This window comes from Paenibacillus sp. BK720 (assembly GCF_011761545.1).
GTDB lineage: Bacteria > Bacillota > Bacilli > Paenibacillales > Paenibacillaceae > Pristimantibacillus.
On record NZ_JAASRQ010000002.1, the window covers coordinates 74752 to 91464 of the forward strand.

The 16713-nt window shown below is 50.0% G+C and carries 12 protein-coding genes; 11 read left to right on the forward strand and 1 reads right to left on the reverse strand.

The features are described from left to right. The first annotated feature begins 375 nt into the window (after positions 1 to 375). From FHT67_RS07385 to FHT67_RS07405, 5 genes are all read left to right on the forward strand, one after another. Positions 376 to 2013 (forward strand): extracellular solute-binding protein, encoded by a 1638-nt coding sequence (locus FHT67_RS07385; RefSeq protein ID WP_243867023.1) that lies wholly within the window; start codon positions 376 to 378, stop codon positions 2011 to 2013. A 4-nt stretch (positions 2014 to 2017) separates the two neighbouring features. After that, positions 2018 to 3766 (forward strand): sensor histidine kinase, encoded by a 1749-nt coding sequence (locus FHT67_RS07390; protein ID WP_132307050.1) that lies wholly within the window; start codon positions 2018 to 2020, stop codon positions 3764 to 3766. Next, positions 3759 to 5402 (forward strand): response regulator transcription factor, encoded by a 1644-nt coding sequence (locus tag FHT67_RS07395; protein ID WP_167197004.1) that lies wholly within the window; start codon positions 3759 to 3761, stop codon positions 5400 to 5402. Before FHT67_RS07390 ends, FHT67_RS07395 begins: the two co-directional genes overlap by 8 nt. A gap of 112 nt (positions 5403 to 5514) precedes the next feature. Continuing rightward, positions 5515 to 6945, forward strand: a complete 1431-nt coding sequence (locus FHT67_RS07400; RefSeq protein ID WP_243867025.1) for a glycoside hydrolase family 43 protein — start codon at positions 5515 to 5517, stop codon at positions 6943 to 6945. A 76-nt stretch (positions 6946 to 7021) separates the two neighbouring features. After that, positions 7022 to 7834: a helix-turn-helix domain-containing protein gene (locus FHT67_RS07405; RefSeq protein ID WP_132307044.1), complete on the forward strand. Its 813-nt coding sequence runs from the start codon at positions 7022 to 7024 to the stop codon at positions 7832 to 7834. 196 nt (positions 7835 to 8030) lie between these two features. On the opposite strand, the gene FHT67_RS07410 is transcribed toward FHT67_RS07405, so the two are convergent. After that, positions 8031 to 9194 carry a glycoside hydrolase family 27 protein gene (locus FHT67_RS07410; RefSeq protein WP_167197010.1) on the reverse strand — a complete coding sequence of 388 codons (1164 nt, stop codon included), beginning with the start codon at positions 9192 to 9194 and terminating at the stop codon, positions 8031 to 8033. A 284-nt stretch (positions 9195 to 9478) separates the two neighbouring features. Here FHT67_RS07410 and FHT67_RS07415 point away from each other — a divergent pair, with 284 nt between their 5' ends. From FHT67_RS07415 to FHT67_RS07440, 6 genes are all read left to right on the forward strand, one after another. Next, complete coding sequence (locus FHT67_RS07415; RefSeq protein ID WP_167197013.1) at positions 9479 to 11671, forward strand: ABC transporter ATP-binding protein; 2193 nt, start codon at positions 9479 to 9481, stop codon at positions 11669 to 11671. Continuing rightward, positions 11671 to 12168: a DUF1854 domain-containing protein gene (locus FHT67_RS07420; protein WP_167197016.1), complete on the forward strand. Its 498-nt coding sequence runs from the start codon at positions 11671 to 11673 to the stop codon at positions 12166 to 12168. The genes FHT67_RS07415 and FHT67_RS07420 overlap by 1 nt, the downstream gene beginning before the upstream one ends. 34 nt (positions 12169 to 12202) lie before the next feature. Continuing rightward, entirely contained in the window at positions 12203 to 13714 is a 1512-nt protein-coding gene (locus tag FHT67_RS07425; RefSeq protein ID WP_167197019.1) for a glycoside hydrolase family 43 protein, read from the forward strand. 42 nt (positions 13715 to 13756) lie between these two features. Continuing rightward, positions 13757 to 14767 carry an endo-1,4-beta-xylanase gene (locus tag FHT67_RS07430; RefSeq protein WP_167197022.1) on the forward strand — a complete coding sequence of 337 codons (1011 nt, stop codon included), beginning with the start codon at positions 13757 to 13759 and terminating at the stop codon, positions 14765 to 14767. A 187-nt stretch (positions 14768 to 14954) separates the two neighbouring features. Beyond that, a complete protein-coding gene (locus tag FHT67_RS07435) occupies positions 14955 to 15692 on the forward strand; it encodes an ABC transporter ATP-binding protein (protein WP_347880079.1) in 738 nt (245 codons plus the stop codon). Positions 15693 to 15696: 4 nt separating this feature from the next. Further along, positions 15697 to 16707, forward strand: coding sequence for an efflux RND transporter periplasmic adaptor subunit (locus FHT67_RS07440; RefSeq protein ID WP_243867027.1), 1011 nt, complete (start codon positions 15697 to 15699; stop codon positions 16705 to 16707). The last annotated feature ends 6 nt before the right edge of the window (positions 16708 to 16713 follow it).

The window sequence follows — 16713 nt, forward strand, 5'->3', positions numbered from 1 at the left end:
GGAATTGTTCAGTAATAATGGCGTCAGCATGAGGGCTATCACGGTGAATAATTTTAAAAGCCAATTAGATTTGCCTTTACTCACTAATAAACCAACTCCTTTGTTCTATTTTTTTGTTGGAAAGCGCTTCCATAAACGAGTGTACTACTAGGGTAAAGGTATTGAACACCTGTCTTATTATGGGGGTTAACCTGATGGATGATATGATTAAAGAAGAAGTAAACAACGGGTAACGACATAAAAAGATGCTTATTGTATTATCAGGTTCCAACCAAGATAATGAATATCATACGACTCGTCGCAGCTGCGCCCGAGTGAAAAGGGGTAATCCTGTTGCGGATGCCAAAACCGAAATTAAACAAGGTAAAGCTATTAATGACAGCATTGATTCTTTTATCGGCTTTATCTGCATGCAAGAAAGACAGCCGGTTGACGCCGCCGGAAGTAAGTCGTGCGCCGGCTTCGGTCACGTATACGGATCCTTCGTTAAGCCGTTTTGATCCCCCGATTGAGCTTTCCTTTGTCCGCGAAGTGGGTGAAGGATTAGAAGATTTAATTGCCAGCTTGCCGGGAGAAACGCTTGAGGATAACCGTTGGACAAGGCTTTACGAGGAAGTTTTGGGGATTAAAATTAAGTATGACTGGACGGCTAAAGGCGATTTGTACCGCCAGAAGTTTGGCGCATCCATTGCTTCCGGCAACATTCCGGACGTGATTCAGGTAAATGCCCAGCAGCTCAGAGAGCTCAGCAATGCGGGCTTAATCGAAGAGCTTACGGAGGTGTATGACAACTTCGCTTCCCCATTAACGAAAAAAGTGCTTAGCGAAGAAGGCAACGGTCCCTTTGACACCGCTATGATTAACGGCAAGCTGATGGGCATCCCGCAGACCGGCTCGTCGATTGAAGATGCCGATTTATTATGGATCCGAACGGATTGGCTCAAGGAGCTGGGATTGGCACCGCCAAAAAGCATGAACGATTTACTGGCAATTTCGAAAGCGTTTACAGAAGAGGACCCCGATCGAAACGGCAAAAAGGATACCTACGGCCTTGCGGCGACCAAATATTTAGGAGATCCGGTGATGGGGCTGGTAGATCTTATGGCCGGTTACGATGCTTTTCCGAATATATGGATTAAGGATAAGCAAGGAAAGCTGGTGTACGGAGGTATCCAACCGGAAGTCAAAACGGCATTGAAGGTGATTCAGGGGATATATAGTCAAGGACAGCTTGATCCCGAATTTGCCTTGAAGGACGGGGACAAGGCCGGCAAACTGATTGCTGCGGGAAAAATTGGCATGATCTATGGGGAACAATGGGCCTCGTTTTTGGTTCAATCAAGCCACGATAATGATTCCCATGCCGATTGGCAGGCGTTTCCCATTGTTTCTGCTACGGGGCAAGCACCTAAGGTACCGCTTAAATTCAACACGAACACGTTCTTCGCCGTTAGAAAGGGCTATGAGCATCCTGAGGCTATCGTCAAGCTGTTTAATCTGCATCTGGAGAAGAACTGGGGACAAACCGCGGAATACGAGAAATTTTACAACAACACTTACGCGGTATGGCAGTTATCGCCGGTTACCCCTTCTCCGACAAGAAAAAACCTGGAGGCTTTCCGGCAGATTGAGGAGTCCCGAAAGTCGGGTAATTACGCGAAGCTGAAGGACGAAGCGGTATACATCAAGAAGAGAATGGATGATTATTTGTCCGGCAAGGCCGGCGAATCCGGATGGGGCTGGTTTAAGACCTATGGTCCGACGGGCGCTTTTTCGATCATTGACGAATATGAGAAAAACAATCAGCTGCTGTATGAGAGCTTTGTTGGCGCTCCTACGGATACGATGATTGACAAGCAGCAAATTCTTTACGATCTGCAAAATGAAACCTACATGAATATTATTTTGGGCAGACCAATCGATGACTTCGACCAATTCGTAAAGGACTGGTACAAGCTGGGCGGCGACAAAATAACAGCTGAGGTTAATCAGTGGTATGAACAACGGAGGTAATCACTTGTTAAGACTGCCCGCTAATTCGTGGCGCAATGCTTTATTCGTCCGGCTTATTATTACGAATCTGGTTGTTATTCTGCCTATTATTCTGCTAGGCGTTTATTTGTACAACTGGAGTTATACAAATGCAAGCAATGAAATATCGAAAAATACGACTGCCCAGCTCTCCTACTATCTGGAAGATTTGAATCATGAAATTGAGTGGCTGGAGATTCAGCAATACGATATTTTGCAGGATAACGATTTGAATAAACTGGCGGTAACTTGGAGCTTGATGGACAACGCGGATAAGAAGGCTGGTATCGATTACTTGCTTCACCGGTTTACTTCTATTAAAAATAGCAGTGTCTATATTAAGGATATATCCGTGCATATACGTACCATTCAGAAGAGTATTTCTTCAAGCAACGGAGTGGATGAATTCGATCGGCTTAGCTTTGATTTTCTCCACGATGAAGTGGATAAGAAGGAAGGACGCTTGATTCGGTACAATGACGCTCTGAACTTAAGCGCGGCTAAATACGGAGGCAAGGAAGGAGAGCCTATTTATATCGTCCAGATTGAACTGGATATGGACAAACTGAGAGAGTCCCTGCAGCAAATCAGCGTCTATCCCGAAAGCGGTTCATTTCTTATTTCAAACCGTACGGGTTATACGCTCGCCAGCAACGCAAGCACATCCGGCGCTTTGAAGAGCTATGTGTTCGCGGCTATCCGAACAAAGGAAAATACCTTGGTTACGCGTATTGACAACAAAAACTATCATTTGGACAAAGCGTATTCCGAGCCGCTTGGATTAACCGTCGTAACTTATCTGCCGGAATCGGTGGTAAAGAAGCCTTTGAACGGCTTCAACAACTGGGCATGGGTGTTTGCGCTGACCTCTTGCTGCGCTATTGTCATTTATGCTTTTTCTACATACAAGTTTGTTCATAAGCCTTTGCTGCTGCTTGTACAGAGCTTCAGAAAGATGGAAGGAGGTGCACTCGACATTCACATTGACCATGAGAAGAAGGATGAATTCGGCTATTTGTATAACCGGTTCAACCAGATGATTAGTAAGCTGCAGACGCTGATCGATCAGGATTTCAAACAAACGATGATGATGCAAAAGGCAGAGCTTAAGCAGCTTCAATCCCAGATCAAACCGCATTTTCTGTACAACAGCTTTTTTATTCTGAACTCATTGGCAAAAACCGGCGATTTGGAGCGGGTAGAGCTTTTTACGAATATGCTTGGCGAATATTATCGTTTTATTACCCGGAACGGGGAGGATAACGTCCTGCTGGCCGAAGAAACGCGGCATTCCAGAATGTATACCGAAATTCAGAAGCTTCGATTCTCCAGAAGAATCAAGGTTGAGTTTGATGAACTGCCTAAGGATATGGAACGAATACGTGTGCCAAGGCTGATTATTCAGCCCATTATCGAGAATGCCTATGAACATAGCCTGGAGAAAATGACCAATGAAGGTTTCCTCCGTGTTTCCTTCGATATGGATCGAGAGGAAGCCAGAGTTATTGTCGAGAATAACGGCGATTTTCCCCTCGATGACGAGCAGCTGGAAAAGCTGCAAGCGAGATTGGACAGCAAAGGCGAATCCGGCGAAATGACCGGCATGATCAATATTCATCGGCGAATTATGCTGACTTATGGGGAAGGCAGCGGTCTTCATTTGTCCAGAAGCGAGCTCAATGGCATGAGGGTGGAAATCAGAATCAAGCTTGAGGGGGCCGGTGGACTTGTATAGATTATTGATTGTGGATGATGAAGACATTATTACGGACTCGCTGTACGAGGTGTTTCATCGGCTGATGCCGGAGAAGCTTGATGTGTGCAAAGCCTATTCCGCCAAGGAAGCTTTGCAGTGGATGGCAAGGACAAGAATCGATATTGTGCTGACCGATATCAGTATGCCGGGTATGAACGGTTTAGAGCTGTCCGAGGAAATTCAAGCCTTCTGGCCAAGAAGCAAAGTCATTTTCCTGACGGGCTTCAGCGAGTTTGACTATGCTTACAAGGCTATTCAAATGCAAAAGGTTCGTTATTTGCTGAAGACGGAGGGTTATGACAAGGTTACGGCAACCGTACGGGAAGTCATGGAGGAAATCGAGTACGAGAATCAGATGAGCAAAATGCTGGAGCAATCCCAAGAGCAGCTTTACGCGATAGAGCAGGCCGCACAAGGAGACTACATTCGCCATCTGCTTCAAGAAAGCAGCGGGCATGGCTTATGCGAGGAGAGACTAAGGGATGAATTCGGCAAGATGAACATCGGGCTTGATCCTGTCGCTCCCATTCTTCTTGTAAGGGGACATTTAACGTATCCGGAGCATGCTTCCTACATCTTGCGAAGCGGGATTCTTACGAAGGCAAGGATCGTATGCAATTCCTATTTGTCCGAGAAGACGAGGCATATCGGTATTATAGACAAGCAAGGGGACTTATTATATCTGCTTCAGCCTTATGAGCATGAGGAAGAGAAATTCAATAATCATCTTGTTCGTTATCTGGAAGGTACATTGGAATTGATTCAGGAGACCTGCCTGCAATCGCTAGGTCTAACGCTCGCTTTCACGCTCAGCGGAAATTTATGCAAATGGAATGAGATGAATCGGCAATACGAACGGCTCCGTCAGCTGCAGCTGATGAAAATCGGCGGTAGAGGCATCGCCATTATTGTAACGGATCGCGGGGAACCGCTGGAAGATCTTCGAGAGCAGCAAACCAAGGAAGAAGGACAGGTTTCTTCCAAAGCAGAAATGCTTGCCGGGTTTCTTGAAGCTGGCAAAGCGGAGAAATTCATCGAAGCATTTGAAGATTTAAGCATGGTCATGCTGCACGAAAACAGTACGGTCACGCGGAAAATGGAAATCTATTATTCAATCGCTCTTACTCTGTTTACGTATATTAACCGAAATGGGCTTTGCCGGGAGATTAGCGATTATTGCAAGCTGATGCGCCTGGAGGAGCATTCCACCATGCAAGAGGCGGTTCAATACTTAAAGCAGATAACCGAACAGCTGTTTCGGGCCAAAAGCCCGGAGAGCAAAGAAAATGCAGCGGGCGTAATCGAAAAAATCTGCGAGTATATCAATGACCATCTAAGCGAGGATTTGTCGCTTGTCCGCTTGGCGGAACTTAACTATTTCAATCCTTCTTATTTATCCCGCTTTTTCAAACAGGAATGCGGCGTCAATCTATCCGAATACATTGACACCTGCAGGGTAAGAAAAGCGAAGGAGCTGCTGAAGGAGGACGAATTTAAGGTACGGGAGGTCGCGGTTAAAGTCGGATATGAAGCGGCTCATTCCTTTACAAGATTTTTCAAGAAGGCTACCGGCATGACGCCGCAGGAGTATCGGGATGCCCTAGCTCCGGTTTAGGGGGCGTTTTATGACACGGCATCTCTTAAGGTCAGTCCTGCGGTTCGGTTTCCTTGCGGCAGTTCTTGCCTTATTAATAACATCTCATCATTCGAATCGGGAGGAATTATCCATGGAAGAATTACAGGTTAAGCTTGCGAATGCGGTTGGCAAAATCCCTTCTCAAGGCAATCCGCTTGTATCCCATAAGTTTGGAGCGGATCCTTACGCCCTAGTATTTGACGGACGGGTTTATCTTTACATGACGAATGACGTCCTGGAATACGGCGAGGACGGAAGCGTGAAGGATAATACGTACGGCAATATTAACAAGATCGGTGTTATATCCTCAGCGGATCTGGTCAATTGGACCGATCATGGAGTCATTACGGTTGCGGGTCCCGAAGGGGCAGCCAAATGGGCAACTCAATCCTGGGCTCCCGCAATTGCTCATAAAGTAATCAAGGGACAAGATAAATTTTTCCTCTACTTCGCCAATAATGCCAGTGGAATCGGCGTGCTGGAGGGCGACAGTCCAATCGGACCATGGCGTGATCCTATCGGAAAAGCACTCATTCTAAGGTCGACGCCCGGCGTTGAGAAGGTGACTTGGTTATTCGATCCCGCTGTATTGGTTGACGATGACGGCAAGGCTTATATTTATTTCGGAGGCGGAGTGCCGGAAGGAAAGGACGAATGGCCGGATACGGCCCGGGTGATGGAGCTCGGCGAGGATATGGTCAGCGTTGTAGGCGAAGCGCAGGTTATTCCCGCGCCGTTTATGTTCGAGGATGCCGGGATTAATAAGCATAAAGGCATTTATTATTTCACTTATTGTTCCAACTTTTATAACGGCCAGCGTCCGGAAGGCAGTCCACCGGCAGGCGAGATTGCTTATATGACCAGCGATCGTCCAATGGGACCGTGGACATACCGCGGGACGATTCTGAAGAATCCCGGGCATTTCTTTGGCGTAGGCGGCAATAACCATCATGCCATGTTCGAATTTAACGATGCATGGTATATGGCTTACCATGCCCAGACTTTATCGAAGGCAATGGGGGTGCCTAAGGGGTATCGTTCCACTCATCTGAATGAAGTGAAGTTCCAGGATGCCGATCAGCCCATTCAAGAGATTACGGCGAATTACGAAGGAGTTCCCCAAATTCAAGCTTTTCAGCCTTATGAGCGCGTAGAAGCGGCAACGATGGGATGGAACGCGGGAATCGCGACGGAGGCTTCCCCTGACGGCGGCATGTCCGTCACCGATATTGACAGCGGAGATTGGATCGCATTATCGAAGGTTGATTTCGGCAGCGAAGGCGCTCGTACATTTGCCGCGGCTGTATCCGGGGCAGGCTCTGCCGCTGTTATTGAGCTGCGGCTGGATGCCGCGGACGGCAAACTGATCGGAGCCTTACAGGTCCAGCCTGCGGGAGAGGATGAAGCAGAATATCAAACGGATGTAACGGGCGCCGAAGGTACGCATGACCTGTATCTGGTGTTCAAAGGCAAGCCTGACAGCAAGCTGTTCAAGCTGCATAGCTGGCAGTTCAGCCAGTAAGCAGGGTATCGTGAAGGGAGATCGCGGCGAGAATGGCCGCGGTCTCTTTTTAGAGCAGGAAAGGATATGATGCTGCATGAAGCCCGTTCGAGCCTCCGACGCCTATCACAACAGTCAGTTAATCTGCACCTACAGCGGTTATAAGCCGGCCAACATGCATAAGTGGGGGCCGGGAGTACGCGATGTTTACGCGCTGCACTTCATTATAAGCGGGAAAGGAACGCTCGAGACGCGCAATCAGCGATTTTCATTAAAGGCGGCCGATAGCTTTATGATCTTCCCGCAAACGGAAATTTACTATTATCCGGATCCTGAGGATCCTTGGGAATATATATGGATTGAATTTAAAGGCGATGAAGCCGGGCGTCTGGTGGGAATGACCGAAATGGAACGGGATAACCCCGTGGCCGGGGCGAGCCCGCATGATCTGAAGCCGTATTTCCCCGCGGCGCCAAGGGCGGATGCGAGGCCTTTTGAGAGAATTAGAGCGGGGGCGCAATTGCGTTTGCTGCTGTCCTATTATTTGGAGTTTTATCCGAGAGAATCTCAGCCGGCGGATTATGTGAAGATGGCCAAGGAGTATATCATCATTAATTATTGGCGGGCAAACCTGACGGTGTCCGATATTGTAAACGCGGTGAGCCTGGAGAGAAGCTACCTGTTCCGCTTGTTTAAGGAAGCTGCCGGTATGTCTGTATCCCGCTATCTGACTGCATACCGGATTGAACGGGCGCGCGAGCTTCTGGAATCCTCCGTATTGTCCGTCAAATCGGTTGCTTACTCGGTCGGCTATAAGGATCAGTTGTATTTCTCCAAAGTATTTAAAAAAGCAACGTCATATACGCCCTCCGAGTATATGACGCTGCATGGCCGTACCGAAATCCTTTAGCGGAAAAGGACGCAATGGCCGGATTCCCTGAAGTAGCGTATCAGCTTCTCCAGGGGCTCGCGTCCGCAGCTTAGCTTAACGCCCAGGCAATCGATGCATAAAAATTGTTGTGCCGTTCTTGAGACAAGCTTCATGTAAATCGCCCGATCATCGGCTTGGAGGGGGGCCTGACAGGTCTTGCAGGATTTGCTGTTCATTATTTAACCAGCTTGGCCCGGACGATCAGACAGTCATGCGCCGGCACAACGGGTGCGAACCGTTCCTTGAATATTCCAAGCTCCTTATGCTCCCAGCAGTCGTATAAGGATAAGGAGAACCCGGAGGCGTAGGGAAGTCCGATATCCCAGAATTGCAGCGAAAGCTCCCGCTGATCATCGCTTAGATTAAAGAAGCCAATCGCCAGTTCGCCATCCGAAAGAACCTTTACAAGCATAAAGACATCCTCGGTATGGAACCATTGCGGCTCCGGCTTGATCCGGTATGCTCCGCGGCTTTCGATGTCCTGATTAATGGCTATGAGATCCGTGTTAAGCAGCATGTCTTTGGTCGCCTGATTAGCCGTGCGGATATCGCAGCCCATCATGAGAGGAGAGCCCATCATGCACCACAAAGAGAAATGGGTCTTGTATTCGTTATCGGTACAGCCTCCTATTTTGCTGCCGATAAACGAATTATTGCTGCCGCCGTACATGCCGACGACCAGCATGTCCATATCGTTATGGCAGAAGGAGCCGGTATAGCATTCTTTGTCCAGCTGCGAGAGTGCCAGATTCTTAATAGATTCCCAGTGATCCTGAATATCGCCCGTTGACCGGTACATATGGGCACCCGATTCGCGTATCCACTGGTAGACATGATCCTCGCCCCAATTGCAGGCAGAGAAGAGGATTTCCCGTCCGCTGTTTTTAAGAGCAAGGCTCATCCGTTTGTAGAGCAATTCTCCGGAGATATGCCGGGGTTTGAAGCAGTAATCGTACTTCAAATAGTCGACGCCCCACTCGGCGAATAATTGGGCGTCTTGAAACTCATGCTCGAAGCTGCCGGGATAACCCGCGCAGGTGTGGGTGCCGACGCAGGAATACATGCCGAATTTCAAGCCTTTGGAGTGGATATAATCGGCGAGCGCTTTCATTCCGCTTGGAAACTTGGCGGGATCGGCTACCAGATTCCCCTGCTGGTCCCGCTGCTTCAAGCTCCAGCAATCGTCAATGACGATATATTCGTAACCGGCAGCCTTGTAACCGTCCGATTCGAAACGATCGGCAACATCCCGAATTAATTGCTCATTAATGTCCCAGGTAAACGTGTTCCACGAGTTCCATCCCATTGCGGGGGTAAGTCCAAGAAGAGGGTTGTCCATTTATTGCTTGCATCCTTTCGCGTGACCGGCAACAAGGCCGGATGTGAATATGAATCGTTTGTTTGTATTAAATCATAGGGGATCTTCCGCAGCCTATAGCTTAAAGTTGCTTCTATATGGATAATTGTTGTTTCCGATGAAGCTAGGCAACGCGAAGGCCGGATATCTATAACTAGACGGGTAATAGAACCGCAATCCGGCAGGTTGTTGGAGCTTGCTGCATAGAGCTAAACTTTCCTTGTTTACCATTTACCGATAACGGTTTGACGAAGCGGGAGGGGACTATGTCCATCATGGATGAACTGCCTGAGCAGCTGAGGAAGCAGGTAACGGGAGAAATGCTGTTTAGCATCAAGTCCGATCTGCTGTTCGATGGCTGCTTTGGGGAACAATGGCTGGCAGTGACAGACCGGGATATCCGGGTCTGGCAGAAGGATGGTTCGCTGGCCGTTAAATTTGAAGTAAGCGAGTTGAGAGACGCGCGCGCTGTCGGAGCGGTAGGGGGAGGCATGCTGGTAGCAGACACCCATGATTCTCCCGTTGTTATAGCCCGCTATACGGCAGCCATGACGCCGGTATTCAATTTTGCGGCAAAGCTGATCAGTGCGCTGGCCAAGAGGGAAGAGCGGCCGGTATTATCGGAGCGGGATATTCCGAAGCATTGTCCAACCTGCGGCAATCCGCTTCATGAAGGCACGAAGGTATGCCAGCTGTGCATGAACAGCGGCAAAGCCGCTGCCCGGATGCTGCGCTACGCCAAGCCTTATAAGGGACATTTGGCGGCGGCAGCCTGCATGCTTATCCTGACCACGTTCGTGGAGCTGGTGCCGCCTTATTTGACAAAAGTCATTATCGACGATGTGCTTCAGGCTCAGAATAAGGGCTCCATTCTATTGTTGCTTATTCTCGGCTTGGGAGTTACAACCTTGATGCTGTCGGTCATGCAGACGGTAAGGGGATACATCGGCGTATGGGTTGGCTCTAAGCTGATGGGGGATCTCCGCAAAGATATATACGGTTCTTTGATGCGTCTTTCCATCTCCTTCTTCGACCGCCGGCAAACCTCGCAGTTTATCGGCCGCGTGAACAGCGACTCGGAAGCGATGCGGCAGTTCATGACGGACGGGGTCGTCTTTGTATGCGGAGAGTCGTTGCGAATCGTCGCGATATTCGTTATTATGCTGAGCCTGGACTGGAAGCTGTCGCTGTTCGCGCTGCTGCCCGTACCGGTCATGATCGCGGTGTCGATGACGATCTGGCCGAAGATTGGGCGCCGCTGGTACCAGCAATGGCGATCCATCTTCCGCCTGAATACGCTGGTCGGTGATTCGCTGCAGGGCATCCGCGTCGTTAAAGCTTTTGGCCGGGAGCGGGAGGAGATGGCCCGTTATGCCAATGCCAACGTTGAAGTGGTACGAAACAATATCCGGATGGAGGGACTATGGCAGTTCATGTTCCCTGCGTTTAATTTTATTGCGGGAATAGGGACGCTGCTTATCTGGTATAACGGCGGTAACAAGGTACTTCATGAGGGGATGCAGCTTGGAGTTCTTATGGCTCTTGTTGCTTACCTTGGCATGTTGTTTGGCCCGTTGCAATGGGTCAGTCAAATGATCAACTGGGCAAGCAATGCCATGGCTGCCGCCCACCGGGTATTCGAAATCATGGATACGCCGTCGGATGTTCCGGAAGCTCGTCGGCCGGCAGCTCTTGGCACCATTCAAGGTCTGGTTAGATTCGAAAAGGTCACCTATGGTTATGAAAAGCATCATCCCGTACTGAAAGACATCAATCTCCAAGTGAAGCAGGGCGAAATGATTGGCCTCGTGGGACATTCCGGAGCAGGCAAGTCGACGTTTATTAATCTGATCTGCCGGTTCTATGACACGGATGAGGGAGATATCTATATCGACGGCATCTCCATACGAGAGATCAGCCAATCCGATTTGCGGAAGCAGATCGGCGTTGTGCTTCAGGAGACGTTCCTGTTCGACGGTTCCATTGCCGATAATATTGCGTATTCGAAGCCGGATGCTTCGCCCGAGGAGATTATGCGGGCAGCCAAAATTGCAAACGCGCATGAGTTTATTGTCCGTCTGCCGGATGGTTACGATACACGAGTAGGGGAACGGGGGCATAAGCTTTCCGGCGGCGAGAAGCAGCGCGTAGCCATTGCAAGGGCCATTATCCATGATCCCCGCATTTTGATTCTGGATGAAGCGACAGCGTCCGTTGATACGGAAACGGAGCAGCAGATCCAGGAGGCAATCTCCCGGCTTATCCAAGGCCGGACCACCTTCGCCATCGCCCACCGGCTTTCTACACTCCGCAATGCGGACCGGCTGGTTGTATTGGATCATGGCAAGATCGTTGAGGTCGGCACGCATGAAGAGCTTCTGGGCAAGGAAAAAGGGTTTTACCGCAAGCTTGTGGATGCGCAGAAAGAGCTGTCTCAAATCAAGGGGGTAGAAGGCTGATGGCAGACCGTTACGATATCCGGCTGTTCAAGCCGGAAGAGATCTACTTCAGCCGGGGCAAGGGCGGTGTGCTGCAAGGCGTTGTGGACGGCAAACCTTATGAAGAACTGGTTGTCTTCCGAACATTTCCGTTTCGCTATGCTTCCGAATATATCTCGGTGAGAACGACTGGCGGGGAAGAGCTTGGCATCATCCGCGATATTGCGGAATTGTCTGCCGAATGCGTAGCTGAGCTGGAAAAGGAGCTTCAGTACCGATATTTTCTGCCAAAGGTACAACGCGTAGCAAGCGTGAAATTTAAATCGGATTTATGGATTTGGGAGCTTGAGACCCATCTCGGCGACACCCGGCTGACGATGAGAAATCTGCACGAGCATCTTCAATTTCCGGGAGGAAACCGAATCGTCCTGACGGATATGCACGGCAAACGCTGCGAGATTGCGGACTGGCATCTTCTTGATGCCCACAGCAGGCGGCAACTGGAAGACGTCCTATAAGTCGATTGAATATGAATGGAGAGGGGAACTGCACATGAGCAGCATCGTTCTGACAAATCCTATTATTTGGGCGGATATACCGGATATCGATATGATTCGCGTAGGAGACGTTTTTTACATGGTCAGCACCAGCATGCACTCCATGCCCGGCTGTCCAATTATGAAATCCATTAATTTAAAGGACTGGGAGATCGTCAATTACGTATTTGATACGTTCGAAGACAATGAGGCTCACAATCTAGCGGATGGCAAAGGGATTTACGGAAAGGGCTCTTGGGCTTCCAGCCTTCGCTATCATAACGGAACCTTCTATGTCTGCTTTTCTAGCAATGATATGCAGCAATTCTATATTTACCGGACAGAAGATATCGAGAACGGCAGCTGGGAGCGCTCCGTGATCAACGGTCTGCTGCATGATCCGGCTCTGCTCTTTGACGAAGACCGTGTTTTTGTGTTCAGCGGCAACGGTAATATCTATATAACTGAATTAACCGCGGACGCAGCTGCAATTAAACCGGACGGAATCCGCCAGCTTCTGCTGGAAGGAGAACGGGATGGCATCGGACTGCGTATCGAAGGCTGTCATGCTTACAAGCTGAACGGCTATTACTATTTGTTCTTTATCGACTGGCCAAGAACCGGACATGGGCGACGCAGGGAGCTGTGTTACCGCTCGAAGGAACTGCTTGGTCCGTATGAATACAAAGTCATTCTGGACGATGACCTCGGTTACCGCAACAAGGGCGTTGCGCAAGGCGGGATCATCGACACGCCTTCCGGCGAATGGTATGCCTTCTTGTTCCAGGATCATGATGCGGTCGGAAGGATTCCGTGCGTGCTGCCGATGGCTTGGGAGGATGGCTGGCCGGTAATAGGCGATGGCGCCAAAGCGCCGGTCTCTTTTGCGGCGAATTTACCGGAGTCGGTGTCCAAGCCGCTGGTGATCAGCGATGAATTCGATTATGAAGAAAACAAGCTGGCCTTGAACTGGCAGTGGAATCATAATCCGGACAATTCGCTCTGGTCGCTTACCGCCCGGCCGGGTTACTTGAGACTGGAGACCGGCCGTATCGTTGACCGTGTCGTTCTGGCGCGCAACACGTTGACTCAGCGAACGGAAGGGCCGGCGTGCTGCGGAACGACGGTATTGGATTTATCTCATATGAAGGCGGGAGATCATGCCGGCCTTGTCGCGCTGCAAAGCGAGTATGGCACCGTGGGCATACAAGCGGAAGACAATGGCGAGCTTTATGTCGTAATGGGGATAAACCGCGGCGACGGCGGAATGGAAACCCTGGAAAAGCTTAAATATAACGGCAGCCGGATTCATGTGAGAATCGATTTTGATTTCAGGGACAGTATGGATAGAGCTTATTTTTATTATTCAGCAGACGGTACGGAATGGATATCGATCGGACGCCCTCTGCAAATGAAGTATACGCTGGACCATTTCATGGGCTACCGGATTGGCTTGTTCAATTATGCAACAAGGCAATCCGGAGGTTATGTTGATTTTGATTATTTCCGATATACGAAAACCGTTTAGCATGTCTCGAAAATACGAAGGATGAAAGAGGTGCGATTAAGAATGGAGAATACAATGAAAAAGCAGGATGAGCAATCGTTAGCCGGTGCGTTTCATAACGATTTCCTGATTGGGGCGGCCGTCAATCACCGGACGATTGTCAGTCAAAGCACACTGCTGCAGCAGCATTACAACAGCTTAACCGCCGAGAATGAAATGAAATTCGAAAGCCTTCATCCGGAGGAGCATCTGTATACCTTCGAACGGGCCGACCGGATCGCCGGCTTCGCCCGCGAGAACGGCATGAAGCTGAGGGGGCATACGCTTGTATGGCATAATCAGACGCCAGAATGGGTATTCGAGGACGGGAATGGAGGAATAGCCGGCCGCGAGCTGCTGCTTGCCCGGATGAAGTCTCACATTGAGACGGTTGTGAAACGGTACCGGGATACGATCTATTGCTGGGATGTCGTAAACGAAGCCGTAACGGACGCCGGCGAAGAAAGCTTGCGTCCTTCCAAATGGCTGCACGGCATCGGAGAAGATTACATCGAGCAGGCCCTCCGCTTTGCGCATGAAGCCGATCCTAATGCCCTTCTGTTCTATAACGACTACAATGAATGCAACCCTGGCAAAAGAGAAAAGATCTACTCCTTGGCGAAATCCTTGCTGGAGAAGGGCACTCCCATTCACGGCATTGGACTCCAGGCGCATTGGAATCTGTTTGATCCGTCCATGGACCTGATCCGGGAAGCTATCGAGCGATATGCATCGCTTGGCTTAAAGCTGCAAATGACCGAGATGGACGTATCCATGTTCGCCTTTGACGATAGACGTACCGATCTTACTTCACCTACGGCGGAGATGATGCGTCTGCAGGAAGAGAGATACAAGCAATTTTTCGAGCTGTTCCGCGAATATAAAGACGTACTGACCAGCGTAACGTTCTGGGGAGCGGCGGACGATTATACTTGGCTGGATCACTTTCCTGTTAGAGGGAGGAAAAACTGGCCGCTTCTGTTCGATACGGAGCAGCGCCCAAAAGAAGTGGTTAAGGCGATCATTGGGCAATAAAAGAGTGTGCAAAGTAAAGCGCGTTCCAATCGGGAACGTGCTTTTTTGCGCTTCGTAAGCCTGCGGCACTTTCTATACCTTGGCGGGTGTTCTACCAAAAGCCGACAGGTTGTTGCCTCATTCCGTTAGCACTACACTTTTTAAAGAAGGCGGAAACAGCGGGGTAAAAGGGAAAGGGGGAAGAATCGTGCTGGCTACGCAGGCAGAACAGACTGAAACAAACGGGGAACCGTTGCTTAAGGCGACAGGAATAAAGCGGGTCTTCGGAAAAGGAAATGCCGGGGTTACGGCTCTGTCAGATATACAGCTCAATATTCCGGCTGGTTCCATGGTAGCGCTGAAGGGGCGTTCAGGCTCCGGTAAAACAACGTTGCTGAATATTCTAAGTGCGCTTGACGAGCCCACTGAGGGGCAGGTTTTTTTTCAAGGGAGAGAAATTACCGGCTTATCAGCCAAAGAGAGGAATGCCTTGCGCCGCAAGGAGATCGGACTGGTCTTTCAGTCGTTCGGGCTCATTCCGCTTATGTCCGCTTACGAGAATGTGGAGTTTGGGCTTCGGATTGCAGGAACACCGGTGAAGGGGAACAAGGATGCAGCCGAAAAGGCTCTCGAGCGGGTAGGCATGCGGGAGCGGATGAAGCATCGTCCGATGGAGTTGTCCGGGGGAGAGCAGCAGCGGGTGGCCATTGCGCGCGCCATTGCGCATGAACCTGCGCTTCTGATCGCAGACGAGCCGACCGCGGAATTGGACAGCCGAATGGGATTGCAGGTGATGCGGGTGTTCAGGGATCTGGTTCACCGTTCCGGAATGACGATTCTGCTTACTACGCATGACCCGGGTATTATGGAGCTCGTCGATCATGTTATTGCATTGGAGGATGGAAAAATTGTATCCGAAACAACGAATCATAAGCCTCTTATCTAGCAGGATGGCAAAGCGGGTAGCCGTCTTCGCGATTACGGCGTTAACGCTTTCCGGCTGTTCTCTTCTTCCCCAAGAGGAAGCGGTGCTGCAGCCTCCGCTTATTCAGCCGGTTCAGGAAAAGCTTGATCTTGTTGATGTAACCCGCGGCAATATTCAAACCTCGCTGAAAGGGACGGCAACCTTTGTCTCCTCGAACGTGAAGACGCTGTCATTTGCCGAATCGGGCGGTCAGCTGAAATCGGTTAACGTCAAGCTCGGGCAAGAGGTAAAGGCCGGCGACCTGCTGGCCGAGCTGGAGACAGAGGATCTGGCGCTGCAGGTCCGGCTGCAAAAGCTGAACGTAGAGCGGGTGCAGCTTCTGTACAGTGAAGCCGTGAGGGATGGAGCGTCCGGAACTGACAAGCGGCTGAAGGAAATCGACGTTGAACGGGAACGGATATCGCTGCAAGCCATGGAAAGCAGGCTTCATAAATCTCGGTTATTGTCCCCAATCGCGGGAACGGTGATCTACGTCGATGCCATTAAAACCGGCGACCGCGTGAATGCCTATCAAACCATCGTGACGGTAGCTGACCCCTCCAGCATGCAATTGACTTACGTGGCATCGGATGCCAAGGATGTACTTGGCGTGGAGGCGGGGATGCCCGTCAGCCTGAAGTACAAGGGAAAGGATTATACCGGTAAAGTGCTGCAGTCTCCATCCAATACTCCCGTCAGCACGGATCAGGCAAAAGCGAACAGCAATGCCGTAACCATTGTCATGGGGATCGACCATCCGCCCGAAGGCATTCAAATCGGACATAGCGCCGATATGACGATTGAGCTTCAGAAACGGGAAAATGCCATTGTACTGCCCCGTAAGGCCATTCGATCTTACATGGGCAGATCTTATGTTCAGGTTGCAGACGGCGAACGCAAAAAAGAAGTGGATATCGAGGTTGGATTAACAACCCCAACCGAGGTGGAGATCGTTAAGGGGCTTGAGGAAGGCCAGAAGGTCATTCTGAACAATTGACGTAAC

Excerpts from the sequence above, each read along its gene's own strand:
- FHT67_RS07430 (WP_167197022.1), top strand. The coding sequence starts at position 13,757 with ATGGAGAATACAATGAAAAAGCAGGATGAGCAATCGTTAGCCGGTGCG.
- FHT67_RS07415 (WP_167197013.1), top strand. The coding sequence starts at position 9,479 with ATGTCCATCATGGATGAACTGCCTGAGCAGCTGAGGAAGCAGGTAACG.
- FHT67_RS07405 (WP_132307044.1), top strand. The coding sequence starts at position 7,022 with ATGAAGCCCGTTCGAGCCTCCGACGCCTATCACAACAGTCAGTTAATC.
- FHT67_RS07410 (WP_167197010.1), bottom strand. The coding sequence starts at position 9,194 with ATGGACAACCCTCTTCTTGGACTTACCCCCGCAATGGGATGGAACTCG.
- FHT67_RS07400 (WP_243867025.1), top strand. The coding sequence starts at position 5,515 with ATGGAAGAATTACAGGTTAAGCTTGCGAATGCGGTTGGCAAAATCCCT.
- FHT67_RS07425 (WP_167197019.1), top strand. The coding sequence starts at position 12,203 with ATGAGCAGCATCGTTCTGACAAATCCTATTATTTGGGCGGATATACCG.
- FHT67_RS07420 (WP_167197016.1), top strand. The coding sequence starts at position 11,671 with ATGGCAGACCGTTACGATATCCGGCTGTTCAAGCCGGAAGAGATCTAC.
- FHT67_RS07440 (WP_243867027.1), top strand. The coding sequence starts at position 15,697 with ATGGCAAAGCGGGTAGCCGTCTTCGCGATTACGGCGTTAACGCTTTCC.
- FHT67_RS07385 (WP_243867023.1), top strand. The coding sequence starts at position 376 with ATGACAGCATTGATTCTTTTATCGGCTTTATCTGCATGCAAGAAAGAC.